This window comes from Burkholderia sp. AU45251, from assembly GCF_030482905.1.
Classification (GTDB): domain Bacteria; phylum Pseudomonadota; class Gammaproteobacteria; order Burkholderiales; family Burkholderiaceae; genus Burkholderia; species Burkholderia aenigmatica.
On sequence record NZ_JAUJQH010000006.1, the window covers coordinates 184,299 to 210,310 of the forward strand.

At 64.7% G+C, this 26,012-nt stretch carries 20 protein-coding genes and 3 pseudogenes; 7 read left to right on the top strand and 16 right to left on the bottom strand.

The annotated features are described in order from the left end of the window. Positions 1–20 precede the first annotated feature (20 nt). Entirely contained in the window at positions 21–938 is a 918-nt protein-coding gene (locus tag QZM67_RS15700) for an AraC family transcriptional regulator (RefSeq protein ID WP_301804626.1), read from the bottom strand. Between the two features lie 138 nt (positions 939–1,076). Here QZM67_RS15700 and QZM67_RS15705 point away from each other — a divergent pair, with 138 nt between their 5' ends. From QZM67_RS15705 to QZM67_RS15720, 4 genes and pseudogenes are all read left to right on the top strand, one after another. Continuing rightward, positions 1,077–2,042: an SDR family NAD(P)-dependent oxidoreductase gene (locus QZM67_RS15705; protein ID WP_301804628.1), complete on the top strand. Its 966-nt coding sequence runs from the start codon at positions 1,077–1,079 to the stop codon at positions 2,040–2,042. Between the two features lie 271 nt (positions 2,043–2,313). Further along, positions 2,314–2,448 (top strand): hypothetical protein, encoded by a 135-nt coding sequence (locus QZM67_RS15710; protein ID WP_301804631.1) that lies wholly within the window; start codon positions 2,314–2,316, stop codon positions 2,446–2,448. Then, positions 2,445–2,588, top strand: a complete 144-nt coding sequence (locus QZM67_RS15715) for a hypothetical protein (protein ID WP_301804634.1) — start codon at positions 2,445–2,447, stop codon at positions 2,586–2,588. The genes QZM67_RS15710 and QZM67_RS15715 overlap by 4 nt, the downstream gene beginning before the upstream one ends. A 399-nt stretch (positions 2,589–2,987) precedes the next feature. Next, positions 2,988–3,062: pseudogene (locus QZM67_RS15720) on the top strand (transposase); the annotation flags it as partial. Positions 3,063–3,211: 149 nt separating this feature from the next. Here the strand turns inward: QZM67_RS15720 and QZM67_RS15725 are convergent. Then, entirely contained in the window at positions 3,212–4,336 is a 1,125-nt protein-coding gene (locus tag QZM67_RS15725; RefSeq protein ID WP_301804833.1) for an MFS transporter, read from the bottom strand. Positions 4,337–4,560: 224 nt separating this feature from the next. On the opposite strand from QZM67_RS15725, the gene QZM67_RS15730 reads away from it, so the two are divergent. From QZM67_RS15730 to QZM67_RS15740, 3 genes are all read left to right on the top strand, one after another. Beyond that, positions 4,561–5,484 carry a LysR family transcriptional regulator gene (locus QZM67_RS15730; protein WP_301804640.1) on the top strand — a complete coding sequence of 308 codons (924 nt, stop codon included), beginning with the start codon at positions 4,561–4,563 and terminating at the stop codon, positions 5,482–5,484. An 87-nt stretch (positions 5,485–5,571) separates the two neighbouring features. Further along, entirely contained in the window at positions 5,572–6,003 is a 432-nt protein-coding gene (locus QZM67_RS15735) for a gamma-glutamylcyclotransferase (RefSeq protein WP_301804835.1), read from the top strand. Further along, positions 5,919–6,176, top strand: a complete 258-nt coding sequence (locus tag QZM67_RS15740; protein WP_301804643.1) for a gamma-glutamylcyclotransferase — start codon at positions 5,919–5,921, stop codon at positions 6,174–6,176. Before QZM67_RS15735 ends, QZM67_RS15740 begins: the two co-directional genes overlap by 85 nt. 385 nt (positions 6,177–6,561) lie before the next feature. Here the strand turns inward: QZM67_RS15740 and QZM67_RS15745 are convergent. The 14 genes and pseudogenes from QZM67_RS15745 to QZM67_RS15810 form a co-directional block, all read right to left on the bottom strand. Further along, positions 6,562–7,482: pseudogene (locus tag QZM67_RS15745) on the bottom strand (ISNCY family transposase); the annotation flags it as partial. 225 nt (positions 7,483–7,707) lie between these two features. Continuing rightward, positions 7,708–7,923, bottom strand: coding sequence for a hypothetical protein (locus tag QZM67_RS15750; protein ID WP_301804645.1), 216 nt, complete (start codon positions 7,921–7,923; stop codon positions 7,708–7,710). Positions 7,924–7,975: 52 nt separating this feature from the next. Beyond that, positions 7,976–8,248: pseudogene (locus QZM67_RS15755) on the bottom strand (NADPH-dependent FMN reductase); the annotation flags it as partial. A 24-nt stretch (positions 8,249–8,272) separates the two neighbouring features. Further along, the gene (locus QZM67_RS15760; RefSeq protein WP_301804647.1) at positions 8,273–11,434 is read right to left on the bottom strand and encodes a multidrug efflux RND transporter permease subunit; all 3,162 of its coding nucleotides are present in this window, start codon (positions 11,432–11,434) and stop codon (positions 8,273–8,275) included. A gap of 21 nt (positions 11,435–11,455) precedes the next feature. Continuing rightward, entirely contained in the window at positions 11,456–12,817 is a 1,362-nt protein-coding gene (locus QZM67_RS15765; RefSeq protein WP_301804649.1) for a TldD/PmbA family protein, read from the bottom strand. Further along, positions 12,817–14,268, bottom strand: coding sequence for a TldD/PmbA family protein (locus QZM67_RS15770; protein WP_301804651.1), 1,452 nt, complete (start codon positions 14,266–14,268; stop codon positions 12,817–12,819). Before QZM67_RS15770 ends, QZM67_RS15765 begins: the two co-directional genes overlap by 1 nt. After that, positions 14,261–15,904 (bottom strand): ABC transporter ATP-binding protein, encoded by a 1,644-nt coding sequence (locus QZM67_RS15775; RefSeq protein WP_301804653.1) that lies wholly within the window; start codon positions 15,902–15,904, stop codon positions 14,261–14,263. The genes QZM67_RS15770 and QZM67_RS15775 overlap by 8 nt, the downstream gene beginning before the upstream one ends. After that, positions 15,904–17,016, bottom strand: a complete 1,113-nt coding sequence (locus QZM67_RS15780) for an ABC transporter permease (RefSeq protein ID WP_301804654.1) — start codon at positions 17,014–17,016, stop codon at positions 15,904–15,906. The genes QZM67_RS15775 and QZM67_RS15780 overlap by 1 nt, the downstream gene beginning before the upstream one ends. After that, positions 16,970–18,022 carry a microcin C ABC transporter permease YejB gene (locus QZM67_RS15785; RefSeq protein WP_301804655.1) on the bottom strand — a complete coding sequence of 351 codons (1,053 nt, stop codon included), beginning with the start codon at positions 18,020–18,022 and terminating at the stop codon, positions 16,970–16,972. The genes QZM67_RS15780 and QZM67_RS15785 overlap by 47 nt, the downstream gene beginning before the upstream one ends. Positions 18,023–18,035: 13 nt before the next feature. After that, positions 18,036–19,958 carry an extracellular solute-binding protein gene (locus QZM67_RS15790; protein ID WP_301804657.1) on the bottom strand — a complete coding sequence of 641 codons (1,923 nt, stop codon included), beginning with the start codon at positions 19,956–19,958 and terminating at the stop codon, positions 18,036–18,038. A gap of 239 nt (positions 19,959–20,197) precedes the next feature. Continuing rightward, positions 20,198–23,005: a TonB-dependent receptor gene (locus tag QZM67_RS15795; protein ID WP_301804658.1), complete on the bottom strand. Its 2,808-nt coding sequence runs from the start codon at positions 23,003–23,005 to the stop codon at positions 20,198–20,200. 348 nt (positions 23,006–23,353) lie between these two features. Beyond that, the gene (locus QZM67_RS15800) at positions 23,354–23,929 is read right to left on the bottom strand and encodes a helix-turn-helix domain-containing protein (protein WP_043182976.1); all 576 of its coding nucleotides are present in this window, start codon (positions 23,927–23,929) and stop codon (positions 23,354–23,356) included. Positions 23,930–24,231: 302 nt separating this feature from the next. Then, positions 24,232–25,422: a tetratricopeptide repeat protein gene (locus QZM67_RS15805; protein WP_205823511.1), complete on the bottom strand. Its 1,191-nt coding sequence runs from the start codon at positions 25,420–25,422 to the stop codon at positions 24,232–24,234. 16 nt (positions 25,423–25,438) lie between these two features. Next, entirely contained in the window at positions 25,439–25,870 is a 432-nt protein-coding gene (locus tag QZM67_RS15810; RefSeq protein WP_048022780.1) for a biopolymer transporter ExbD, read from the bottom strand. Positions 25,871–26,012: the final 142 nt, after the last annotated feature.

Genomic DNA, 26,012 nt, shown 5'->3' on the forward strand with positions numbered 1-26,012 from the left:
CCCCGGGTTGGAGGCGGGCTTCAGCCGGCCGGGGCGCTGCCGAGACCGCGATAGGTGCGCGGCGAGCAACCCACGATGCGCTTGAACGCGTGTCCGAACGCGCTATCCGAGTCGTAACCGAGCTGCTGCGCAATCGCCGACACGGACACGTTCGAGCGCCGCAGTTCGCGCATCGCGAGCTGCACCCGCCAGCGCAGCACGTACTCGAGCGGCCCGAATCCCATCCGCCGCTTGAAATGCAGCGCGAACGTCGAACGCGATACATGACAGCACGCGGCAAGATCCTCGACGGTCCAGCGTCGTGCCGGGGCCGCGTGAATCGCGCTGAGCGCCGCCGTGACCCGCGCATCCCCGAATGCGGCGAGCCATCCGGTGTTGTCGGGCGCGCCCTCGGTCACGTAGAGCCGAAGGATATGCACCAGCATCATGTGCCCGAGCTGCCTGACCATGAGCGACGCCCCCGGCGACGACGCGCCGAATTCGTGTGCGAGCTGCTGCAACGCCCAGCGCATCACCGCCGCCTGCTCCGACTCTCCGTTCACGACAACCACCGGAGGCAGGCCGCCGAGCAACAGCTGCGCACCGTCCTCGTACGAGAAGCGGCCGCCGATCAGGAAACAATTCGTCGGCTCGCCGTAGTGCGCGATGCCGCTCTCGGTATTCACGTACACCTCCGCCGCGGCGACCGGCGCGACGGCCGGATCGCTCGCCAGCCAAAACGCGCGAGGCGCGGTGAGCAGAAAGCAATCGCCCGCGCGCAGCCGGACGGGCGGACCGGCACCATCGACCGTCAGCCAGCACGAACCTTCGACGATCGCATTGAACTTGATCCCGTCGGGCGGGGGAAGGGCGATCGCCCAGTCTCCACCGGCGCGCAGGCCCGTGAAATAGGAGTCGCGCGTTTCCAGCAGCGACAGCACCTCCGATAGCGGATCCATGCATCCCTCGGACGATCTCGACGAAAAACCGGATTTTATTGCATTCACAGTCCAGGAACGTCACCCGACAATGAATGCCATGCATCGACGCGGCCGACGCACGGCCGCGAGCGTCATGCATCACTTCAGGAGTCTTCCATGACGAGTCATCAGATACCCGTGCATTCCGGTTTCAGTTCCGCATCGACTGCCAGCGACGTGCTGGCCGGCCTCGATCTGGGCGGCAAGACCGTGATCGTGACGGGCGGCCATTCGGGCCTGGGCCTCGAAACGTCGCGCGCACTCGCACTGGCGGGTGCGAACGTCGTCGTCGGCGCACGGGATCCCGAGGCCGCGCGCGCCGCGACACACGGCCTGAGCGGCGTCGAGATTACCGCGCTCGACCTCGCCGATCTGGGCAGCGTAGCCGCATTCGCCGCGCGCTTCGTCGACGCACGACGCGACGTGCACATCGTGATCAACAGCGCGGGCATCATGGCGTGCCCCGAGACGCGCGTCGGCGATGGCTGGGAAGCGCAGTTCGCGGTCAACCACCTCGGCCATTACGCGCTCGTCAACCGACTGTGGCCCGTGCTCGCGCATGGCCACGGCGCACGCATCGTCGCGGTGTCGTCGCTGGGGCATCGGCTGTCGCCGATCCGCTGGGACGACGTCCAGTTTGCGCACGGCTACGACAAATGGCTGGCATACGGACAGTCCAAGACCGCAAACGCGCTGTTTGCGGTGCAGCTCGATGCGCTCGGCGCGCGCAGCGGCGTCAGGGCCTATTCGTTGCATCCGGGCAAGATCGCCACGCCGCTGCAGCGGCATCTGACCCACGCGGAAATGATGGCGCAAGGCTGGGTGGACGAGCACGGGGCGCCCATCGATCCGACCTTCAAGACAACCGCACAAGGTGCCGCGACCCAGGTGTGGGCGGCGACGTCGTCACGCCTGGCGCATCTCGGCGGGGTCTACTGCGAGGATTGCGACATCGCGATCGTGACCACGAGCGACGAGGAAGCTGGGGTGCGACCGCACGCGATCGATCCCGGAGAGGCCGAACGCCTTTGGGCGCTGTCCGCCGAACTGACCGGCATCAACGTCTTCGCCACGCGGCGCTGACATTCACCCGGGTTGCGACCACGCGCGCCATGCCGCGGTCATTTCACGCTTTTTCCGGTCCGGTGGAGTTGCCGGACCGGCGTTTTCGAATGGTCTGGTTTCGATCATGGCGACACCATTTGGATAACTTTTCTTATCACAATAGTCTTATTTAATTTCAAAACTGGCCGATTCCAAAACGTGTCTGAGCGAAGGCTGGGGGAGGGGAATCGACCGCAATCAGGACGATCGACGAAGCATTTCGCTGACGCTGACCGACGAGGGACGCGACATGCTGGCCCGGGTGCTGCCGGCGTTCTGGACGATGTGCGCGTCGCTGGTCGAATGTCTCGACGAGCATGACCGCGATGCGTTGCAAGGCATCCTCGCAAAGCTCTGGCCGCACTTGAAGCGGCGGCGAACATGACGCTGCTGGTCGCCGGCGCGACCGCGCCGGTGCCTGCCGCCGCATCGTCGTCCACGCTCCGGTTCGCTTTGCCGAATGAGGCCGGCCGAAAAAAATGGAAGCCAACGTTTCGTAAAATCGAGAAACGGAGGCATAGATGAATCGAATTCCAAGAGCAGCCTATACGAAGGAGCTTCGCGACGAAGCGGTCAAGCTGGCGTTGCGTGATCGTGATCCGTTCCGTTGCAGCCATCGCAGCCTCCGGCGCCGGGAAGCCGGCGGCCGGTCAGTTTACGCGGCCCGAAAGCGGACATTTCTTATTTGGTCGCCTCCCATTTGCAAGGTGATTTTTGATCGTGGCGAGGAGGGTGGTTGCGGACTTATATCCGGACTCGATTGCAGGTCGTGCCTGCCGGCCCCGATGGATTTCGCCGCAAGGGTCCTAATCTAACTAACGGACTCGAGGTCCGAGAAATGTCTCAGGCTTGCCCTTGCGCTGGACCGGCCAGCCTTTCGTAGACATCTTCGAGCCATAATTTATGGCAACCGAGGAGGTCAGTATGAGCGGCAAGCGGTACACGGATGAGTTCAAGATCGAGGCAGTCAAACAGGTAACCGAACGGGGTCATTCGGTGGGTATCGTATCACTCGACAGTCAGAAACCTGTTCGTCAGGTTCCGGTCGATGCGGGTTATGGAACGACTGATTTGGAATACATGTCACGTGTAACTCGGCGGGCTGCCGGGGCTGCCGGGTTTGATGGCACCCGGCAGGCCGATTTTTACTAACTTGCGTGCTCGCGGCCAAACATGGCGAGCATTAAGCTGCTCAGGGCAATGAGTCCACCGGCGATGGGCACTGCGCTATAACCGAGATTCAGGCTAATGACGCAACCACCGATCACTGCCCCCATTGCATTCCCGAAGTTAAATGCGCCCGCATTGATCGACGCCGCCAACCCAGGCGCCTCAGCCGCCGACTGCATGACCCGGGTTTGCATGGGCGGGACAATGGCGAAGCTCGCGACTCCCCATGCCAGCAAGGCGAGTGCAGTGAAAATGTGGCTGGGAAGTGCGATCGGCATTGCGAGCATGATGATAATCAGTGCTCCGAGTATGATGCGAGTCGCTTTATCGATGGACCAGTCGGCCAGCCAGCCCCCGACTCCGTTTCCGATGGTAAATCCCACGCCGGTCAGAACGAGAGCGATGGTGATGAAGTATTTTGACGCACCCGTTATATTGATCAGTATCGGGGCGATATAGGTATAGAGCGTAAACATCGCAGCAGAGCCGGTCGCGGATGTTGCGATCGCAATCAGTACCGACGGTCGAGCCAGTACGCGTAACTCCTGTTTTACGTTGGGCGTTTTCCCGGGGGAACCCATGGGCAGCACCAGCCACAACGCGGCAATGGCGAGAATCCCCAAGCCACTTGTTCCGGCAAACGCCCAGCGCCAATTGATGTATTGGCCAATCCAAGTTGCGGCAGGTACGCCACCGATATTCGCAATCGTGATGCCCATGAACATCGTGGCAATGGCACGAGCTTTGCGCTCCCGGGGTACCAGGCTTGCCGCCATGATTGAAGCAAGGCCGATGAAGGCACCGTGATTGAAACTTGTCAGCAACCGGGCGATCAGCAGCGTCGTATAATTTGGTGCCAATGCCGAAAGTAGATTGCCGACGGTAAAAATAGCCATCGCAATCATCAAGGCCGTGCGCATTCTCAGGCGCGTCAGTGCCAGTGTCATTATCGGGCCGGTCACCATGACCCCAATGGCGTACATACTGACGATCTGCCCCGCTTTCGGGATCGATATCCTCAGATCTTCCGCGATAGACGGCAGAAAACCCATCGGTCCGAATTCGGTCGTTCCGATACCGAAGGTTGCGAGAGCCAGGGCCATTAAAGGCCAGTTGACGCCGCCCCCGGATTTTATTCCCTCGCTAGAAGCCTCGTCTTCTACTGATATTCCCGCTTCCCTCATGTTTTCTCCGCTGTAAGGTCCATCGCCGCCAGAGATATATCCGGCTATATGACAAAACGTCATATCTATAAAAGTAAAGCGGATATAGTTTTATGCTAGTCTACTCCCGTAGACAACCCCGGCAAATGGAACATATAGTTCACATGGGCGAACAATCATTTATTGACGATCTCAACCAGTTGCGGGTGTTCGCGGAAGTCGCGAGAGTGGCCAGCATCACGGTTGCGGCACAAAGACTTGGCAAACCAAAGTCAACGGTCAGTCGCGATGTAGCCCGGCTGGAGAGCAGCCTGGGCACGCCGTTGCTTGCGCGCAATGGCAGACGGGTGGTGCTAACCGAAGCCGGCGTACTATTTGCCGACCGGGCATTGCGAATACTGGTCGAGATCGACGAGGCAACCGACGTCGTGGCCACGACCACGGAGACCGTGCGTGGGGTGCTTACCGTGCAAGCGACGTACTGGCTGGGCCATTCGCTGCTCATCCCGCTTCTTCCTTCATTTCTCGCGCATTTCCCGAAGATAGATGTGGTTCTAGAGTTGAAGGATTTTGCGAATCTCTCCACTCAAGACTGGGATGTTCAGATCACTGCGGGAACGCTCGCTGATTCGAGTTTTGCCGCAAGACGAGTGGCCGAAATCAATTTGCATCTCTATGCGAGCTCCGCGTACATCGCTCGAAACGGAGCTCCCCAGACGTTTACCGACCTGATCAGGCACGACGTCGTCGACAAGCATTGGGCGAACGGCACGTCGCCGTGGGTTAATTTCACAGGAACGCAGCCGGCCGCAATCAAACCGAGATTGATCGTCAATGACATGATTGCGATTCTGCATGCTGTGCGCGAGGGCGCAGGGATTGGCTGGCTACCATCCCTCTTCGCGGAGCAAACGCCTCACGACAATCCGCTCATTCACGTTTTGCCGGAATTGCGGGCTGATCCGATGTCGGTTTACGCAATTTTCCCTCGTCGCCGTGCAGTGAGTCCCAAGGTGCGAGCATTTGTTGATTTTGTTTCTGAAGCGCTGGTCATCCAGACACCGGTCTACAGAAATCTGCTGAAATAAATCAGACGTCGGCCGATTGACGATTTTTCTTACATCCGCCCTTGATATTATAAGGCGACTCAAAACCAGGCTTACAGATTTTTTCAAATCGAGAATCCAATCATATTGGCTCCGATGGGTGGAGTATCGGGAGGAGCACTGGCTGCTGCAGTTACGAAAGCCCGAGGGCTAGGCGTTATCGGCGGGGGATATGGTGACCTGGACTACATTACTGCCGAAATCAATCGAGTTGGAGTGCAGACTGAATATCACAGGCGTCTTTGTATCGAATCGCGCAGCTATCGAGGCTCTGAACAGTTCCCCGGACTGGTGTTTGGACTGTGCGAAGGAGGCTCTTGTGCCGGAGTAGCATATTTCGTTCCCGAAATGGAGATGGATGAATTCGCAAAGCTTCGGAAACGCGAGCTAAATAAAGACGTATACATTGAAAAAATATGCCGATCCAACTTGTCACTGGTGAAGTTGTGTCGGCACTGTGTTATCAGAGCAATCTCGACAGCGACAGATATTGCAGTATAAATAACATCGATGATTTGGAGCGCATCGTCACGTCCGCGAAAGGTTTATTTGGAACGAATTCTGAGTATGTCATCCAAACTGCTGGCGCGTTAAAACACTACGGACTGTGCGACCACTTTCTGGAACTCTTGTGTAGTCGCATCATGCGAACGAACCCGAACATCCTGGGCTGATTTTCGAATTGTGCAGGCGCTGCCTGTCCTTAGATAGATATTCTCGAAATTCAATCGGCTGACTTTCAGCGGAAATTCAACTGAACCTGATAACAAAGGGTGAGCACCGGTCGGTAAGCACTCGCCGTAGCAACTCTGCACCAGTGCGGGCTGTATCAGCCTCCGCAGTGATGGCCCGCTGCGCCTCCACCTTGAGGCAAGGACGATATCGTCGACGCAGTGTCGAAGGTCGGCGCCTGAACGGGCAGGGCGCTTACGTTTGTTTCCCCGGCTTTTGCAGACCGACGGCCAGGTTTGTCCGCTGACTTTGCGGTTTGCCTACGTTGCGCCAGATCCACGATCACATGCTCGACGTCGGCCTGCGTGATCTCGCGTTGCTTCTTCTTGCCTGATGTGCGTTGAAGTCACTCTTCGGCGGCTTCGCGAAACGCGCGTTGTAGGCGGCCATGAAGGAGGGCGCGTAAGCGTTCGCGTCGGCCACCGTGCTGATCCCGCGCAATCGCATCTCCTTGACCAATCGGTCCTGCAACGTCAGATGTGCGCGCTCCACACGCCCCTTGGCTGAACTGCTGTTTGCGCAGAACATGTCGATGTTCAGTTCGTACATCGCGCGGCCGAATGGCGTCACACGGTTACCGGTCTTGCCTGGCTTCACGTTGCGGAACACGCTGGCCTTGTCGCTGTAGAACTAGGTTTGCCGTGCCGTTCGATGTACGTTCGCGTCGCCTCGAAGTAGCTGAAGGTCGATTCGGTCTGCGTGAAGTGCAGCATCATCAGCCGGCTCGTCGCGTCGTCCACATACACCAGCAGCGTGCAGGCCGGCGCCCGTTCTTCGAACCACCGATGATCGCTGCCGTCGATCTGGATCAGTTCGCCCAGGCACGCACGCCGTGCTCGTGGCTGATAGACCTTCGGCGGTCGTTGCCCGCGTGGAACCCACAAACCAGCTTCCGTCATCAGCCGCTGTACCGTTTCCTTGGCGAGCTGGATGCCGTGGCATTCCCGGAGCTTCTCGCACGCCAGTGTCGGCCCGAAATCAGCGTAGCGATCCCGGATGATCGTCAGGGCCCGCTGGGCCAACTCCGCATCCAGCCGCCGGTTGCCAGGACCGCCACGCTTGCGCGAGGTCAGGCCCACCGCGCCAGACTCCCGGTATCGAATCACCAGCCGCTCGATCTGCCGGACCGTCCAGGCCCAGGCATTTGGCCGCGCGGCCAGGCTTCAGGCCCAAATCCACTACGGCCTGGATTACCTTCAGACGGTCGAGTTCTCGCATGTTCAATGTCACCAGAGCTGTTCGGTGCATCGTCGGCTCCATGATCTGACGGGGAACCGGCAAGCTTACCGAGGGCCAAATGCGACATTTCAATCTAGCCACCACAGTGCGAAAAAGCGATAATGATGATTATGTCAAATCATGTTTTTGGCGTCGCAGACGGCCCACTGACCCGTCCTCCAAGCAATTTCGCTCCCATTTCCAAAGTCATGTTCGTCCAATCACGATACCAAACCAGTACCGACTTCCTGGCCATCAGCGGATTTCGTCGATCGCTTTGCGAGCATCCGGGAAATGTTCCTTGGCCTGCTCAAGCGTAAGAAAATACGGCGCTCGCGCTTCCGCGACAATCTCCAGAAACTGCCCACAATGCTTGCACTGGTACAACTCCGCGTGCCTGGAAATATTGATACCCAGATATTCATAGTTGGAGCGCGTTCCACCAAAGCTGCGACACTTTTCGCACGTCATCGAAATCTCCTGAATGGACCGCATGCGGTCGATGCCTCACCATCGACCGTCCTTAACAAGCCCGCCCGCGCACGAGTTGCATCGCAACCTCGGCCACGCGTTGACCCAGATGGCGCGCCGTGGCCAGATCCGATTCCGGCGGCACGACGTCGGCCGCCTGATCGACATTGGATTGCGCTCCCGCACCGAGCCAGAATCCCAGGCGATTCAAGTCCCGATCCGAGCCCGTGGTGGAGTTGTTCGCCGGCGGCAGCGCAAGGTTGACCCAGTGCATGCCGTGCTGGGCGGCAAACAGCGCGATCTGGATCAAGGTGGCAAGCTTGCCCGGCCATCCGCTGGCGGCGGTGCGTCACTCCCCTACTGTCTCTGCCTGTCGATCGTCGCGCCTCGTCACCGCCACCCGCCGGCCGCGCCGGCCAGCCGATGCCACGACCCGAAACGCCACCGGCGCAAACACGAGCCCGAACACCGTCGCCGCCAGCACGCCTCCGAACGCGCCAGTGCCGATCGAGCGCCGGCTTTCCGCGCCCGCGCCCGTCGCCAGCACGAGCGGCACGACCCCGAGCAGGAACGCCATCGACGTCATCACGATCGGCCGGAATCGCGCGGCGGCCGCGTCGACCACCGCCTGCCGCAACGGCACGCCGCGACCGGCCAGGTCGCGCGCGTACTGCACGATCAGGATCGCGTTCTTCGCCGCCAGCCCGACCACGGTGATCATCCCGACCTTGAAGTACACGTCGTTCGGCATGCCGCGCGCGAGCGCCGCCGCGATCGCGCCGATCATGCCGAGCGGCACGATCGTCAGCACCGACAGCGGAATCGTCCAGCTTTCGTACAGCGCGGCCAGCGCCATGAAGACCGCGAGCACCGACAGCCCGACGAGCAGCGGCGTCTGCCGCGCGGCGACCTGCTCCTCGCGCGCCGCATCGACCCAGTCGAAGCCGATCCCGGCCGGCAGCACGGCAGCAAGCCGCTCCATCTCCGCCATCGCCGCGCCCGAACTCGTGCCGGTCGCTGCTCGGCCGCTGATGTCGAGCGACGGATAGCCGTTGTACCGGTTCAGCATCACCGGTCCGATCGTCCAGTGCGGCGCGGCAATGGCAGACAGCGGCACCATGTCGCCGGTGCGGTTCGGTACGGTGAGCGCCATCAGTTGCGTATCGGTCGCGCGGGCGACCGGATCGGCCTCGATGATCACCCGCCGCATCCGGCCCGACGCCGGAAAGTCGTTGATGTAGTTCGAGCCGAACGTGCCGCCCAGCAGCCCCGCGATCCGCTCGAACGGTACGCCCAGCGCATAGGCCTTCGCGCGATCGACATCGAGCTCGATACGCGGCGCATCCGGCAGGTCTTCGAAATGCACGGCAGACAGCAACGGATCCGCCTTCGCGCGTTCGGCAAGCTGCTCGCGAGCCGCCTTCAACGCGTCGAGCCCGACTCCGCCACGATCCTCGAGCCGGAACGTGAATCCGTCAGAATGCCCGATGCCGCGCACCGACGGCGGCAGCGCGGCCTCGACGTCGCCGTCGAGGATCGCGCCGAAGCGCGCGTTGAGCCGGTCGCGCAACGCCATCGCGTCGACGTCGCGCTGTGCCCAGTCCTTCAGCTCCACGAACGCCATCCCGACGTTCTGCCCGCTGCCCACGAAACTCCAGCCGATCACGCTCGTCACGTTCGCAATTGCCGGCTCCCCGTGCAGGATGGCCTCCACACGCTCGACGACAGCGAGCGTGCGCGCCTGCGTGGCGCCTGCCGGCAACTGGATCATCACTTGCAATTGCCCCTGGTCCTCGGTGGGCAGAAAGCCGCCCGGCATCATCCAGTACAGCAGCCCGCATCCGATCACGAGCACCGCATAGACCGCCACGACCATGCCGGTGCGGCGCACGGCAAACACGGCGACGCGGCGATAGCCGGATTCGGCGCGCGCGAAGGCCGCGCCGAACCGGTCGGCCAGACGCGCGCCGATGCCACGTCGCCGCGCACGGCCGGTGCCGCCGTCGTGTCGCGCGACCGGCTTCAGCAGGTTCGCGCACAGCGCAGGCGTGAGCGACAGCGCCATGAACGACGACACCAGCATCGACGCGATCATCGCCACCGCGAATTGCCGGTAGATGCCGCCGACGCTGCCCGGGAAAAACGCCATCGGCACGAATACGGCGGTCAGCACCGCGGTCACGCCGACGATCGCCCCGCCGATCCGCTTCATGGCCCGGCGCGTGGCATCGCGCGGCGACACGCCCTCCTCCATCACGCGGTGCACGCTCTCGACGACGACGATCGCATCGTCGACCAGGATGCCGATCGCCAGCACGAGGCCGAACATCGTGAACACGTTGATCGACAGCCCGAACGCCCACATCGCGACGAACGCGCCCATCAGCGTGACCGGAATCACGACGGTCGGCACCAGCGTGTAGCGCAGGTCGCGCAGGAACAGCCACATCACGCCGAACACCAGCACGACGGCCTCGACGAGCGTCAGCACGACTTCGTGGATCGCGATCTTGACGAAGTGCGCGCCGTCGAACGGAATCTCGACCGCGACGCCCGGCGGCAGCGTCCGCGACAACTCGGCGAGCCGCGCGCGGATCGCATTCGACGTTTCGAGCGCGTTGCCGCGCGGGCCGAGCTGGATGCCGACGGTCGCCGCCGGCCGGCCGTTCAGCCGCGAATAGAACGAATAGTCGTCGCGGCCGATTTCGACGCGCGCGACGTCAGCGACGCGCACCGCCGAGCCGTCCTGCTTCGACTTCAGCACGATCCGGCCGAACTCCTCCGGCGACGCGAGCTGCCCCTTGACGACGATCGTCGCGGTGAGCTGCTGGCCGCGCACGAACGGCGCGTCGCCGATCGCGCCGGCCGTGACCGTCGCGTTCTGCGCGCTGATCGCCGCGATCACGTCGTCGGCGCCGAGATCGTATTCGCGCAACTTGACCGGATCGAGCCAGACCCGCAGCGCCTCGTCGGCATCCCACAGCTCGGCCGCGCCGACACCCGGCGCGCGCTTCAGCTCGCGCAGCACGTAGCGGTTCAGGTAATCGCCGAGTTGCGCGGAATCGCGCATGCCGTCGGTCGACGTCAGCGTGACGAGCATCAGGAACGTGTTCGCCGCCTTGAACACGCCGATTCCCTGCTGGACGACCTGCTGCGGCAACCGCGGCTCGACCTGCTTCAACCGGTTGTTGACGTCGACGAGCGCGATGTCCGGATCGGTACCGGGCGAAAACGTCACGTCGATCTCGAGGTTGCCGTGGCCGTCGCTGCTCGTCTCGTAGTACAGCAGCCCGTCCGCGCCGTCGAGGCTTTCCTCGATGATGCTGCCGACGTCGGCATCGACCGTCTCGGTCGACGCGCCCGGATAGGACGCGGTGATCACCACCCGCGGCGGCGCCAGGCGCGGATACTGCGCGATCGGCAGTTGCGGAATGGCCAGCACGCCCGCGACGACGATCGCGAGCGCGACGATCCACGCAAATACCGGGCGGTCGATGAAGAATGACGGCATCGGCAAGTGTCGGCGAACGCGCTACAGCGTGAGCTCGAACGAACGCGCGAGCAGCCCCGGCAGCTGCGCGCCTCCGGTGGCGCGCTCGCCGTACGTGTCGTCGTTCGCCAGCAGCGCCGGTGCCGCGCCGAGCTGCTCGAGCTCCGACCCGAACAGCCGGTAGAAACTGTCGTCGAACCGCATCGCTTCGACCGGCGCGACGATGCGACCGCCTTCGACCCAGAACGTCGCGAACCGCGTCATCCCCGTCATCCGGCACGCGATCGGATCCGAGAAGTTCAGGTACCAGAGGTTGCCGACGTAGAGCCCCGTGTCGAGCGCGGCCAGCACGTCGGCATCGGCGAGCGTGCCGCCCGCGATCGTCAGCGACTGCGGCGATTCGCCGTTGTCCGCGCCGTTCGGCGCGCACCCTTGCTCGCGCGCGGTACGTGCGCATACGAGCTGCCCGGCGCCCCGCCCTTCGACGACGAGCGGCACGCTGTCGCGCCGGTAGCCGTCCGCGTTGAACGGCGGTGCGATGCCCAGCGAGAAATCCTCGGTGATCGATACGCGCGGATCGAGCGCGACCTCACCGGCGTACAGACGATGCAGCGGGCTGCGGGCGCTCGCCAGCGCGCGCGCCGAGAAGCCGCTCCAGCCGAGCAGGCTCGTCATTTCGTGGACGGCGTCCGGCGCGAAATAGGTGCGGTAGCGCCCGGGCGCCAGCGCCTTCGGCGTGCGGCCGAGCACAGGCAGCCGCGCGGCGGCCGCGTCGACCTTGGCCGCGAACGCCGCATCGCGCCAGTCGTCGCCCGCATAAACAGTCTTGATCGCGCGGCCGCTCGGGTCGTACAGCGACCAGCTGAAGTTGAAATTCTCGACCTCGTACCAGCCACGGCTGCCGGTCGACGACGCGAAGCCGCGCGCCAGCGTGCCGCCCGCGTAAAAGCCGACGAAGTCGAGCCCGCGCGCGCATTCGGCCACGATTCGCGCGAGCCCGTCCGCATCCGGCAGGCGCCCGGTGCGGCGCGTTTCCTGCACCCACGACGACGTATCGAACAGCAAGTGCGGGTCGTCCTGCGCATCGCGCAGGCCGTCGCGCAGCACGGCAATTGCATCCGCCAGTTCGCGCAGGTCGGCCGCCGGATCGCCGCACACGGTCAGCGCCGAGTGCGCCTGCCGCGCCCCGTCGACGAGCCGCACGGACAACCGCCCCTGCGTGACGCGCCCGGTCTGGCGGATCCTGCCGCCATTGAAGCGGACGAAGTCGGAGGTTTCGCTGGAGAAGCCGAGCAGCACGGTTTCGGCCGGCGTCGTCAGCCGTTGTGCGTCGTCGGCGAGCCGGGAGAAATACGCATGCCAGTCGATTCCGGCCTGGCGTGCCATCGGATCGAATCCCGTCATCACGCCCCTCCGAATACGTCGACGCCGGCGAACACGCAGGCCGGCGCGGCGTGGCCGACACGGATGATCTGCGCGGGTTCGCCCTTCCCGCAATAAGGCGTGCCGTAGATGCCGAACGTGCTCGCATCGCCGACCGCGCGCAGGCTGCGCCAGAACTGGGCGGAGATGCCGCGGTAGTTCGGGCGCTTGACGACCTGCGTGAGCCGGCCGTTCTCGATCAGTTGCCCGAATTCGCAGCCGAACTGGAATTTGTTGCGGTGATCGTCGATCGACCAGGACGTGTTGGTGCGCATCAGGATCCCGTGCTCGGTGCCCGCGATCAGCGCATCGAGCGATTGGTCGCCGGGTTCGACGTTCAGGTTCGCCATCCGGTCGATCGGCGCGCGGTTCCAGCCCGACGCGCGCGAGTTGGCCACGCCCGGCAGGCCCGCACGCTGCTGCGACAGCGCCCCGCCGAGCAGCCGTTCGAGCACGCCATTGCGAATCAGGTACTGCTTGCGCGCCGGCGTGCCGTCGTCGTCGAACGCATAGGACGCGGCTTCGGCCGTTGGCTCCGGATCGAACGTGACGTTCAGCAGCGGCGAGCCATATTGATAGTGGCCGACCATCTCCGGCCGGACGAAACTCGATCCGGCGAAGTTGCGCTCGTCGCCGAGAATCCGGTCGAGTTCGAGCGGATGGCCGATCGACTCGTGGATCTGCAGCATCATCTGGTCCGGCATCAGCAGCAGATCGCGCCGGCCGGTCGGGCAATTCGGCGCGGCGAGCAACTGCAGCGCCTCGTCGGCAACCCGAACGCCCGCGCCGTCGAAGCCGTAGCGTGCCAGCACGTCGATGCCGCCCTGCGCGAGCGTGCCCGACTGACCGAGCGACCGCGTCTGCGTGTCGCCGTCGCCGTGGGCAACGGCTTGCAGCTCGGGCATCAGGAAGCGGAAGCGCTGGTCGATCCGCACGCCGTCGCTCGTCACGTAACACTGCTCGGTGTGCACGATCATCACGCTCGCCGCGCGTTCGACGATGCGCGCGCCGAGGTTCGCCGCCGCGCATTCGTGCGCGAGACGCTCGATCCATTCCGCGCGCGAAGGCAGTGCCGCATCGACATCGGGCGACGCATACGTGCCGCTCGCCTGCGGGCGCGCGGCGTGACGATGATCGACCAGCGCCCACGGCGCACTGGCCCGCGCCCGCGCGGTCGCGATGTCGAGCGCCGCCTGCAGCCCGGCCGGGGACAGGTCGGGCGTCGCCGCATAGCCCGCACCCGCGCCGGCCCAGGCCGTCAGCATCGCACCGCGCTCGCGCGTGCGAGAGAACGGTTGCGCGACGTCGTTGCGCACCGCATGTTCGTCGATCGTCTCGTCGACGATGCGCAGCGACCAGAAATCGGCGTCGCTGCGCAACGCCTGCGCCGCCTGCGCGGCTCGGGCGCCCGGCGCCCGGTTCTCGTCAATCATCGGTTCTCTCTTGCCTCTCCTGCGGGCCGCGCTCCGGCGCCAGCATGGACGACGCGAGCAGCGCCCGCGTATACGGATGGGATGGCGCATGCAGCACGTCGAGCGTCTCGCCCGCCTCGACCACGCGCCCCGCCTTCATCACGATGACCCGGTGGGCCATCGCGCGCATCACCGCCAGATCGTGCGTGATGAACAGGTAGCTGAGTTTGTACTTCTTTTGCAGATTCGTCAGCAGATTCAGCACCTGCTTCTGGATCGACACGTCGAGCGCGCTCGTCGGCTCGTCGAGCACCAGCAGTTCCGGCTCCACCGCCAGCGCCCGCGCGATCGCGATCCGCTGACGCTGCCCGCCGGAAAATTCGTGCGGATAGCGCAGCATCGCCTCGGGCGGCAGGCCGACCTCCTGCAGCAGCGCGGCGATCCGCGCCCGCCTTGCATCGCCGGTCACCTGCGGCCGGTGTACGCCCAGCCCCTCGCCGACGATCTGCTCGACCGTCATGCGCGGCGACAGCGAGCCGAACGGATCCTGGAACACTACCTGCATGCGCCCGTACAGCGTGCGGCGGCCCTGGGTCGTGCGCAGCGACGCGAGCGGCATGCCGTCGATCTCGATCCCGCCCGACGCCGGCCGCTGCAAGCCGAGCACCGCCGACGCAAGCGTCGATTTCCCAGAACCCGACTCGCCGACGATCCCGAGCGTTTCGCCGCGCTTGAGGCTCAGCTGCACGTCGTGCACGGCGCGGAACGTCGTCTTGCCGAGCACCGAGCGCCAGCCCTTTGCCGCGATGCGGTAGTCGACGGCGAGCTGCTGGACGTCGAGGATCGTCTGCGCGCCGGCAGCGACCGGCTCGATCGCCCGTTGCGGCGCACTGTCGAGCAGCCGGCGCGTATACGGATGCTGCGGCGCCGCGAACAGCGCAGCCGTCGTGTTGGTCTCCACCAGCACGCCCTTCTCCATCACGGCCACGCGCTGCGCGAAGCGCCGCACGAGGTTCAGGTCGTGCGTGATCAGCAGCACGGCCATCCCGCGCGCGGCGGCCTCCTGCTCCTGCAGCTCGATCAGCAGGTCGACGATCTGCTGGCGCACCGTCACGTCGAGCGCCGTCGTCGGCTCGTCCGCGAGCAGCAGCCGCGGCCGGCACGCCAGCGCCATCGCGATCATCGCGCGTTGCCGCTGCCCGCCCGACAGCTGATGCGGAAAACTGTCGATGCGCCGCTCCGGCTCCGGAATCCCGGTGCGCCGCAGCAGCGCGATCCCGCGCTCGCGCGCGTCGCCCGGGCGCAGCCCCTCGTGCAGCCGCAGGCTCTCGGCGATCTGCTTGCCGATCGTGTACAGCGGATTGAGCGCCGTCATCGGCTCCTGGAACACCATCGCGATGTCGGCGCCGCGGATCCCGCGCATCTGCTGCTCGGTCTTCGCGAGCAGATCCTCGCCGTCGAACAGCATCCGCCCCGACAGCGTCGCCTGCTGCGCGAGCCGCAGGATCGACAGTGCGGTCACGCTCTTGCCCGACCCCGATTCGCCGACGAGCGCCACCCGCTCGCCGCGGCCGATCGACAGGCTCAGGTCCTGTACGGCCGCATTCGCGCCGAAATGCGCGGAAAACCCGTCGATCTGCAGCAACGGTCTCGTCATCACCGCCCTCCACCGAATGCCGAACCGCGCGTACGCGTGTCGAGCGCGTTGCGCAGCGCATCGCCCATGAAGGTAAGCAGCAGCAGTGTCACCACCAGCGCCGCGAACGCCGCGATCGAGATCCACCACGCATCCAGGTTGTTCTTGCCCTCCTGCAGCAATTCGCCGAGGCTCGGTGTCGGCGGCGGCACGCCGAGGCCCAGGAAATCGAGGCTCGTCAGCGACAGGATCGCCGCGCTCATCCGGAACGGCAGGAACGTGATCACCGGCGTGAGGCTGTTCGGCAGCACGTGGCGCCACATGATCTGTGCGTTCGTCAGCCCCATCGTGCGTGCTGCCTTCACATAGTCGAGCCCGCGGTTGCGCAGGAATTCGGCGCGCACGTAATCGGACAGCACGAGCCAGCCGAACATCGACAGCAGGATGAACAGCAGCCACAGCGACGGCGTGAAGATCGACGCGAAGATGATCAGCAGGTACAGGTCGGGCAGCGCGCTCCAGATCTCGATCAGGCGCTGCCCGACCAGATCGGTGCGGCCGCCGTAGAAGCCTTGCAGCGCGCCAGTCAGCACGCCGACCAGCACGCCCGACACGGTCAGTGCGAACGCCATCAGCACCGACAGCCGGAATCCGTACAGCAGCCGCGCGAGCACGTCGCGGCCGAACTGGTCGGTGCCGAGCCAGTTGCTCGACGACGGCGGCGCCGGATACGGCCGCGACGCGAAATAGTCGATCGTGTCGTAGCGATAGCGGTTCGGCGGATAGATCGCGAAATTGCCATGCGATTCGAGCTTCGTGCGGATATACGGATCGAGATAGTTCGTCATCGCGGGAAAGTCGCCGCCGAACGCCGTCTCCGGATAGTCCTTCACGATCGGAAAGTAATAGTGCCCGTCGTAGCGCACGATCAGCGGCCGGTCGTTCGACAGCAGGTCCGCACCCAGGCTGAGCGCGAACAGCACCGTGAAGATCACGAGGCTCCAGTAGCCGAGCGGCTGCGCGCGAAAGCGCAGCCACGTGCGTCGCCACGGCGACGGCGAGGCCGCGCACGCGGCGCACACCTGGTCAGTGGTCCAGGCGGTTGAACTGGATACGGGGGTCGACGAGGACATAGCAGATATCCGCGATGAGTTTGGTCAGCAGGCCAATCAGCGTGAACAGGAACAGCGAACCGAGCACGACCGGATAGTCGCGGCGGATCACCGAGTCGTACGACAGTTGCCCCATGCCGTCGAGCGAGAACAGCGTCTCGATCAGCAGGTTGCCGTTCAGGAACGCGCCGACGAACGCGGCCGGCAGCCCGGTGAGCAACGGGATCGCCGCGTTGCGCAGCACGTGCTTCCACAGCACGTCGCGCTCCGGCGCGCCCTTCGCACGTGCGGTCAGCACGTACTGCCGGCCGATTTCATCGAGGAACGTGTTCTTGGTCAGGATCGTGACGATCGCGAAGTTGCCGATGACCGACGCCGTCACCGGCATCACGATGTGCCACAGATAGTCGAGCGCCTTGCCGATCAGCGTCAGGTCGTCGAAGTTGTCGGACGTGAGCCCGCGCATCGGGAACACCTGCCAGAACGTGCCGCCGCCGAACAGCATCAGCAGCAGCACGCCGAGCACGAAGCCCGGCACCGCGTAGCCGGCCAGCACCAGCACGCTCGTCACGGTGTCGAACCGCGACCCGTTGCGCACCGCCTTCGCGATGCCGAGCGGCACCGACACCAGGTAGGTGAGGATCACCGTCCACATCCCGAGCGTGATCGACACCGGCAGCTTCGAGCGGATCACCGCCCACACGCTGCGGTGCGCGAAATAGGACTGGCCGAGGTCGAACGTCGCGTAGTGCTTCAGCATCAGCACGTAGCGTTCGAGCGGCGGCTTGTCGAAGCCGAACTGCTTGCGGATCTGCTCGATCTGCTGCGGGTCCACGCCCTGGCTGCCGTGGTAGCCGCCGCCTCCGCCGCCCGCCTCCCCGCCGCGTGCGCTGCCGTGGCGCAACTGCGCGAGCACCTGTTCGACCGGGCCGCCCGGCACGAACTGCGTGACCGCGAACGTGATCGTCACCACCCCGATCAGCGTCGGGATCATCAGCAGCAAACGCCTGAGTATGTATGCCAGCATCGTCGTTCTCCCGTCAGGCCGCCGGCGCGGGTGTCGCCGCCGGCTGCTTCACGTACCAGTAGTCGATGATCCAGTCCTCGTACTGATAGGAATCCGGCACGATCGCCGGGTGGCCGAGCGTCGCCTTGTATGCGATCCGCGCATTCGGCAGGTAGTACTGCGGGATCAGCGCGTACAGGTTGATCAGCACGCGGTCGAGCGCGTGCGTCGCCGTCTCGAGATCGTCGAGCGTGTCGGCCGCGAGCGCCGCGCGGATCAGCGCATCGACGGCCTTCGACTTCACGCCCGGATAGTTCTCGGAGCCCGGCTGCGATGCGGCCGCGCTGCCGAAGCGGCGCGTCAGCTCCGCCCCCGGGATCGTCACGGGCAGGTAGATGTACGTCGTCATGTCGTACTCGAAATTGTCGAGACGCTTCAGGTAGACCGCGCTGTCGATCTCGCGCAGATACGCGTGGATGCCGAGCATCGCGAGCGCCTGTGTGTACGGCAGGATCAGGCGGTCCATGCCGGGCTGGTCGTCGATGATCTCGATCGTCATCGGCGTGCCGTTCGCGTCGCGCAGCGCGCCGTCGCGGTAATGCCAGCCGGCCTGCGCGAGCAGGTCGCGCGCTTCCTTCAGGTTCGCGCGCAACGAGTTGGGCGGCAGCGTCGACGGCTGCTGGACCATCGGGCCGAACACCTCCGGCGGCAACGTCGAACGGAACGGTTCGAGCAGCGCAAGCTCCTTCTCGCTCGGCATGCCGGATGCCGCGAACGGGCTCGCCTCCCAGAAACTGTTGGTCCGGCGGTATTGCCCGTAGAACATCATCCGGCTCATCCAGTCGAAGTCGAACGCCAGCGCGAACGCATGCCGCACCCGCACGTCCTGGAACATCGGCTTGCGCATGTTGATCAGGAAACCCTGCATCTGCGCGGGGCCGTCGGGAAACTCGCCGCGCTTCAGCATGCCGTTGCGGAAATTCTTGCCGACGTACTTGCGCGCCCACTGCGTCGCGCTGTATTCCATGCGCGCGTCGATGTCGCCGGCCTTGAACGCTTCGAGCGCCGTGTACTGATCCAGGTACAGCTTGAACGACACATGCGCGAAGCGGAACATGCCGCGTCGCGACGGCAGGTTCGCCGCCCAGTAGTGCGGGTCGCGCACGTAACTGATCTGCTTGTCGTTCTTGCGCTGGTCGATCAGGTACGGGCCGCTCGCGATCGGCGGCACGTTCGCGATCTGGTCGAACGGCGGACGCGTGCCGTCCGCGCGCTGCCCCCATTTCGGCGAGAACACCGGCAGGTCGCCCGCGATCAGCGCAGCGTCGCGCTCCGCGTGCTTGAACTCGAAGCGCACCGTGTGACCGTCGACGACCACCGCGCGCTTGATGATCGAAAACTGTGCGTTGTACAGCGGCGAGGCCTGCGGGCTCGTCAGCGTATCGAACGAATACCTGACGTCGGTCGCGGTGATCGGGTCGCCGTTCGAGAAGCGTGCGGCCGGGTTGAGGTGGAACGTCGCCGACAGCCCGTCCGGCGCGACGTCGACGTCGTCGGCGATCAGCGCGTATTCGGAAGCGAGCTCGTCCCAGCTGCGCTGCATCAGCGTGTCGAACATCAGGTTCTTGATGTCCGGCGCGGGCGCGCCGCGCACGAGGAACGGGTTCAGCGAGTCGTAGCTTTGCGCTTCGTCGTAGTTTTCGAACTGGAGCGTGCCGCTGTCGGGCGCATCGGCATTCGCGTAGTCGAAATGCGTGAAGCCCGGCGGATACTTCGGATGATCGTATTGCGAGATCGCCTGCACCGCGAGCGCAGCCTGCGGCATGACGCCGCCCGACACGAGCCACGCGGCGCACACGAGCAGCGCGGCGCGCGTGGCGGCGCGCATCCGCGTAAGCGTGCGCTTCAGGTGCGCGTGGCGCGGTACGCGTGCCCGTCGCCATTTCAACTGTCTCATGGTCAGTCTGTCCGGAAGCGTGCGGGCGTGATGCCTGCGCGCGGTCGATGCCTGTGCCGGACGCCGCATGCCGGCTGCGTCCCGCGGATGGTTCGTGTTGGTCACGATCGGATGAGCTGCGCCGCCGCGCGTCCCGCTTGCGGGCCGTCGTGGCGCCAGGCGAAAAAAGGCCGCTCCGAAAAGGGGGTAGTGGACGTGGAGCGGCCGGTCTAAAGCCTGTCAGTGCATCGCGATCGCCATCAGAACTTGTACGTCGCGCCGATCTGCGCGAACCGGCCGATGTACGAATACACCGACGTGTCGTACCCGCTCTGGTCCAGCGTGCCGTTCGCGAAGATCGGGTCGTACGGCGGCGTGCGGTTGAAGAGGTTGTTGATGCCGCCGTAGATCGTCCAATTCTTGAAGCCCGTGTACGACATCATCAGGTTGAACTGGCTGTACGAACCGACCTTCGACGGCGCGGGCGCCGGCGTGAGGTTCTGCGCGTACGGGCCGGTGAACTGCCACGTCAGCGCCGCATCGAACTTCCGGTAGTTCCAGTCCAGCGTCGTGTTGCCGCGCCAGCGCGGGAAGCTGCCGCCGAACGGCTGCGTGATCGTGAAGTTGTTGCCCGCGCCGTTGACCGGCGTACCGCCCGGGAAGCCGATCTTGTAACTGTTGATGTACGCCCAGTCGCCCGACAGCGTGAGCGTGCCCCAGCCCTTGAGCGGCAGGCCCTGGCGGAACGTGCCTTCGAAGCCGTTCGTGTCGAGGTAGCCGAGGTTCTGGTACGGGATCACCTTGTACAGCAGCTGGCCCGTCGTCGGGTCGGTCGCGATCTGCGACGGTGCGCCCTGGCCGATCACGTTGTCGATGCGGATCTTGTACCAGTCGAAGCCGAGATCCGTGTAGCGGCTCGGCGACACCTGGAAACCGATGTTGAAGTTGCGCGTGCGTTCCGGCGCGAGGTTCGGGTTGCCGACAGTGATCGACGTGTAGTTCTGGCCGGTGGCCGGATCGACCTGGATGCCGAGCGTCTGCGACTTGCTGTCCTCGACGAAGGTCGGCGCGCGGAAGCCGCGGTTGTACGACGTATACAGCGTGAGCGCCTTGATCGGCTGGTAGCGCAACGCGAAGCGCGGCGAGAAGGCACCGCCCACGTCCGTGTAGTGGTCGTAGCGGCCCGCCTGGCTGAACGTCAGGTTCTCGAGGATCGGCACGTTGATCTGGTAATAGACGGCTGCGACGTTGCGCTGGCCATCCACCGTCTCGAGATCCGGCGTGATGACGGCCCCGCTCATGTATTCGGCGCCCGGCGTCAGCATTTCGCTCTGGTGCGTGAACTGCGCACCGAAGCCGATGCCGACGTCGCCCGTCGGCAGATGGAACAGGTTCGGCGTCGATACCGTCGCGTCGATCGTGTCGAGCTTCGAGATGCCGAGGTTGTTCGCATCCTGATAGAGCCCGTTGAACGCGTTCGGCGTTGCCGCCGGATTCGCGAAGTTCAACGTCCCGTTCTGGTAGATGTTGTTCAGCGCATTGACGTTCAGCTGGTTCGTGAACACGTTCGACACCGTGCTCTGCGAGTGACTGACCGACGTCGCCCAGTCCCAGTCGCCGTACGGCAGCGTAAACGACCCCTTGATACCCACTGCCGCACGCCAGTAGTTGGCCCAGGTCTTCTGCGCGACCGTGTTCGGAAACGCATAGGTGAGCGGCGTGGCCGCGCCTGTCGTGTTGTACGGGTTGCTGACCGGCACCGTGAAGTTGAACGGCGACAGCAGCTTCGTCTGCGGATTCCAGACGAGCGCCGGGTTCTGCGAATTGCCGATCACGTTGTTCCACAGGCCGTCGTTGGTCGTGGTCGTGTTGTAGCTCTCGAGGAAATCCGCGAACGCGGTCGTCTTGTCGTCGATCTTGAAGTCCCCGTGGAGCTTCGCGTTCAGGCGCTCGGTCATCGGCAGGATCGACGTGCTTTCGGCCGTGTTGTACGCGCAGACCGTGCCCGGCGACCCGGCCGACAACGAATTCGACACGGCCGGACGCACCGAGCCGCCGAACGGGCAGCCTCCGCTCAGCGCCTGCGCGACGCCGCCGGGCATGTTCCAGTACGACGGCGCGAGCAGCGAGAAGCCGCCCGGCTTGCCCGTGAAGTCCTGGTTGCGCGTCGAATCGCGGTCGGCAAGCGTGAAGCCGTTCGACTTGTAGTAGCTGACTGCCGCCGTCACGTTGAAGCGGTCGGCGTTCAGGTCGCCGAAGCCGCCGAGCACGCCGAACTTCACCGTGCCGTCGCCGTTACCGGCGTTGATCGCACTGCCGAGGCTGCCGTCGAGCTGCAGGCCGCGGAAATTGTGTTTCGTGATGATGTTGACGACACCGCCGATCGCGTCCGACCCGTACTGCGACACGGCGCCTGTCTTCACGATTTCGATTCGCTCGATATCGTTGAGCGGAATCGTGTTGAGGTCGAAGAACGAGTCGACGCTGTTCGAAAAGAATGCGTACGGTGCGACGCGCTGGCCGTCGACCATCACGAGCGTGTACTTCTCGGACAGGCCACGTAGCGCGATGCCCGCCGCGCCGGCCGCGAAGTTGCCCGATTGCCCTTCGCCCCAGCTGTTCGCCGAGTTGGCCGCCGCGTCGCGCAGGAAGTCGGTGACGGTCACCGCGCCGCTGGCCTGGATTTCCTTCGGCGTGATCGTCTGCACCTGCTGGAAACCGGTCTTGTCGGCCTGCCGGATCAGCGAACCCGTCACTTCGAATCGCTTGATCTGCGCGACCTTGCCCTGCCCGTTCGCACCGGGTGCGGCGGGCGTCGCCTCGGCGGCCGCGCCTGCCGCGCCTGCTGTCGCATCGGGCGCCGCGGTGCCCGTGGCAGCGGCGGCACCCGGCGTACCGCCCGCCTGTGCAACGGTCACGGGCGCGCCGTTCGCGACCGCATCCGCGATCGCGACGGCGCCCGGCGCCGGCTGGCTCTGGGCGAACGCCGGCGGCGCCAGTGCGGCCGTCAGCGCCAGCTCCGCCCAGACTATCCTCTTGATGGCCAACGCCAAAACTCTCTGCTTCATCTCGTTCCCTCTCGCTCGTAGTAAGACCCCACCTGCTGTGCGCCGGAACCTTGTGAATTCCTTGCGCGTCCTGGGTGCCCGTGTACCGGAACCCGCGATTGCCACGCTTTCGCTGCCACGACTCGAACGGATCGGCCTCGGGTCACCCGCACCATCCAGCATCACCGTCGTTTTCTATTTCGATTCGTCATACTAAACACCTACATTGAGCGCATTGCCTGCTTCCTCCCGATTCGACGGACAACAGGTTCCGTACAAGGCGAGCCGGTGCGCGCGCCTTGATGCACACCCTCCACTGCCGATCGGGTACTTCTCCTTCGTGGCGGCTTGCCGCTGCGGCCGCCGTCGCTAGAACAACCTGGGCGTGCCGACCCAGACGATCACCGCCTCTTCGTCGGCCGTGTTGCGCCACGCATGCGGCATCGTCGATTCGTAATGCGCGGTGTCGCCCTCGTTCAGCGTGAACGTGCAATCCTCGAGCGTCAGCGCCACCTGCCCGCGCAACACGTAGACGAACTCCTCGCCCGCATGCGTCGTCATCTCGGACGACAACTGCCCCGCCGGCATCCTGACGAGAATCGCGTCGAGCTTGCGGCCGTCCACCAGGTTCGTCAGCCTGGCAAACAGGCTGGCCGAGTTCGTGAACTGGAAATACTGCAGCGCGTTGCCCCGGCATACCGAGCGCGCTTCCGTCGGCGTGTCGATGAAGTACTGCATCGTCACGCCCAGCGCCTTCGCGATCCGGACCAGCGACGTGATCGACGGCGTCGCCCGCCCGCGCTCGACTTGAGACAGGAACGGTTTCGAAATGCCGGCGATCGTCGACGTTTCGTCGAGCGTGAGTTTCAGGCGCTGGCGCAGCGCCCGGATCTTGTTGCCTAGCGACACGGCGACGAGCACCGACTCATCAGGGGGCAAAACCATGGAAAGACGGACCCTCGCAGTCGAAATCGGTTTGATGTCGTCAAGACGCGCCCCATGCCGTGACGCGACCGGCCCGGCGCGATACCCGGCTGCACGCTTCCGTGGCCTGAGAGCCACGCGCGGCGCGGCATGGCACCCGCGTCGCGCGGCCACGCATCCCTCGCACATTTCGTTCGGTTTACTAATCAACAAGGCTGCCCCTTTCCATCGGCTGACCTGCCCGTCGTGCATCGGTGCTGTCGCGGCGGCACACCGCTTGCCGACCGCGCCCGTGTTGCGCGCCGTCGTACCCTTCCGTAGCGTTACCGGGATGCCACCACCGTCCAGAGGCGCGCCAGGTCACCGGAACCGTCGGTTCCCTTCACCGTGCGCAGTACCTGGACCGCGCGCGCCTTCTGGCCGGCGACGTAGTACGCCTCGCCGAGCCGCAGTCGCGCCGCATCGGGATGCTCGATTCCGCCCTTCGCGATCGCCTGCTCCATCATCGGCAGCCCCTGCTGGGGATGGCCCTCGAAGACGAGGTTCATGCCCGCATCGATCGGCGTCGCAGGCGTCGTGGCGTCGCCGCCCGATTGCGCGCGCTTCGCGGCCAATGCCTGCAGCCGCTTCTCGCGGTCGGCCTGCGCATCCTTGCCGAGTACGCCGGACGCGAACCCCTGGTCGATCACCTGCTTGCCTTCGGCGGGCGACCCCGCAACCAGCGCGAGCTGCGTCATCTCCATGTACGCGTTCGCTGACGCGAGCGAGCCCGTTGCCCGCCGCAACCGGTAGATGTCGAGATCGAGCGACGGCAGATAGCCGGGGGTGCCGCGAATGGCCGTGACCATTTCGTCCCAGTACGCGGGGCTCGGGTGGTAGGCCACCAGCAGCCCGAGCGCGCTGCGATACGCGTTGCCGTCCTTCACTTTCTGTGCGCAGGTCGCCAGCATCTGCAACTGCCCTTCATCCGGTGCGTGTCCGCCATTCGCCTGCGCGTCCGTGCTCGCTTTCAACTGACTCACGAGCGGCGCGCAATCGTTTGACAGGTAGTACGACTGCGTGAGCAGCGTGCGCATTTCCGGATCCGATCCACCTGCCTTCAGGTAGCGCTGGGCAATCCGGATCGCGAGCGGATAGTTCTTCTGCTGGAAGTAGATGCCGGCCAGCGCCGCCGTTGTCCGCTGCTCATCCTCGCCCGACAGCCGCCCCGAATTCAGCACGGTTTCGTACGCCTGCGCAGCCGTGCCCGAGTCGCCGGCCGCCATCGCTGCCGCGCCGCGCATCTCTTCGACCATATAGGTTTCGTACGGCGTCCGGTTCGGCACGGCGGCCGCCTGGGCGATCTTGCCCAGCGCGTCGCGATACTTGTGCGCCCGGTACAGCTCCTGTGCGGCCGCCAACGGTTTCGCCACATCAGGCCGCAGCGCGTCCGCCGGCAACGCCGGGCGTCCGAGCATGCCTGCCGCGCCGAGCGCCGTCACCGCCATCATCCGTTTCCATCGTCGCTGGTTCATCGGCTCGTCCGTGTCGTCATTGCATGAACTGTTCGTTACCGATCAGGCCGATCTTGGTCGCGCCCACGCGTTGCGCGGACGCGAGCACGGCGGCCACATCCTTGTACGGCACCAGCTTGTTGGGACGCAGATGGATCTCCGCCTGTACCGGCTCCGCCGCCACCTGGGTCAGTTTTGCCTCGAGCGCTGTGCGGTCCGGTACTGGCGCACCGTTCCATGTCGTCGTGCCGTCGAAGTCGATGTCGATCTGCACGATTTCCGGCGGCGTGGCCGGCGGCGGCGGATTACCGACCGGCAGGTCCATCTTCACCGAATGCATCTGAATCGGGATCGTGATGATCAGCATGATCAGCAACACCAGCATCACGTCGATCAACGGCGTGGTGTTGATATCGACCATCACTTCCGGTTCGGCGTTGCTTCCGCCCGAAGGCACATTCATTCCCATCGTCGACTCCTGTCGATCCACGTTAGCGCCTTAGCGCTTACGCCGATCCCATGCTTCGCGGTCGATCCACGTTAGCGCCTTAGCACCTACGCAGCTCCCATACTTCACGGTCGACCCGCGCCAGCGCTTTTGCCCTTACACC

Excerpts from the sequence above, each read along its gene's own strand:
- QZM67_RS15790 (WP_301804657.1), bottom strand. The coding sequence starts at position 19,958 with ATGAGACAGTTGAAATGGCGACGGGCACGCGTACCGCGCCACGCGCAC.
- QZM67_RS15700 (WP_301804626.1), bottom strand. The coding sequence starts at position 938 with ATGGATCCGCTATCGGAGGTGCTGTCGCTGCTGGAAACGCGCGACTCC.
- QZM67_RS15775 (WP_301804653.1), bottom strand. The coding sequence starts at position 15,904 with ATGACGAGACCGTTGCTGCAGATCGACGGGTTTTCCGCGCATTTCGGC.
- QZM67_RS15800 (WP_043182976.1), bottom strand. The coding sequence starts at position 23,929 with ATGGTTTTGCCCCCTGATGAGTCGGTGCTCGTCGCCGTGTCGCTAGGC.
- QZM67_RS15805 (WP_205823511.1), bottom strand. The coding sequence starts at position 25,422 with ATGAACCAGCGACGATGGAAACGGATGATGGCGGTGACGGCGCTCGGC.
- QZM67_RS15740 (WP_301804643.1), top strand. The coding sequence starts at position 5,919 with ATGCCGATCCAACTTGTCACTGGTGAAGTTGTGTCGGCACTGTGTTAT.
- QZM67_RS15705 (WP_301804628.1), top strand. The coding sequence starts at position 1,077 with ATGACGAGTCATCAGATACCCGTGCATTCCGGTTTCAGTTCCGCATCG.
- QZM67_RS15710 (WP_301804631.1), top strand. The coding sequence starts at position 2,314 with ATGCTGGCCCGGGTGCTGCCGGCGTTCTGGACGATGTGCGCGTCGCTG.
- QZM67_RS15725 (WP_301804833.1), bottom strand. The coding sequence starts at position 4,336 with ATGGCCCTGGCTCTCGCAACCTTCGGTATCGGAACGACCGAATTCGGA.
- QZM67_RS15770 (WP_301804651.1), bottom strand. The coding sequence starts at position 14,268 with ATGATTGACGAGAACCGGGCGCCGGGCGCCCGAGCCGCGCAGGCGGCG.
- QZM67_RS15810 (WP_048022780.1), bottom strand. The coding sequence starts at position 25,870 with ATGGGAATGAATGTGCCTTCGGGCGGAAGCAACGCCGAACCGGAAGTG.
- QZM67_RS15795 (WP_301804658.1), bottom strand. The coding sequence starts at position 23,005 with ATGAAGCAGAGAGTTTTGGCGTTGGCCATCAAGAGGATAGTCTGGGCG.
- QZM67_RS15715 (WP_301804634.1), top strand. The coding sequence starts at position 2,445 with ATGACGCTGCTGGTCGCCGGCGCGACCGCGCCGGTGCCTGCCGCCGCA.
- QZM67_RS15750 (WP_301804645.1), bottom strand. The coding sequence starts at position 7,923 with ATGACGTGCGAAAAGTGTCGCAGCTTTGGTGGAACGCGCTCCAACTAT.
- QZM67_RS15765 (WP_301804649.1), bottom strand. The coding sequence starts at position 12,817 with ATGACGGGATTCGATCCGATGGCACGCCAGGCCGGAATCGACTGGCAT.
- QZM67_RS15785 (WP_301804655.1), bottom strand. The coding sequence starts at position 18,022 with ATGCTGGCATACATACTCAGGCGTTTGCTGCTGATGATCCCGACGCTG.
- QZM67_RS15760 (WP_301804647.1), bottom strand. The coding sequence starts at position 11,434 with ATGCCGTCATTCTTCATCGACCGCCCGGTATTTGCGTGGATCGTCGCG.
- QZM67_RS15780 (WP_301804654.1), bottom strand. The coding sequence starts at position 17,016 with ATGTCCTCGTCGACCCCCGTATCCAGTTCAACCGCCTGGACCACTGAC.
- QZM67_RS15730 (WP_301804640.1), top strand. The coding sequence starts at position 4,561 with ATGGGCGAACAATCATTTATTGACGATCTCAACCAGTTGCGGGTGTTC.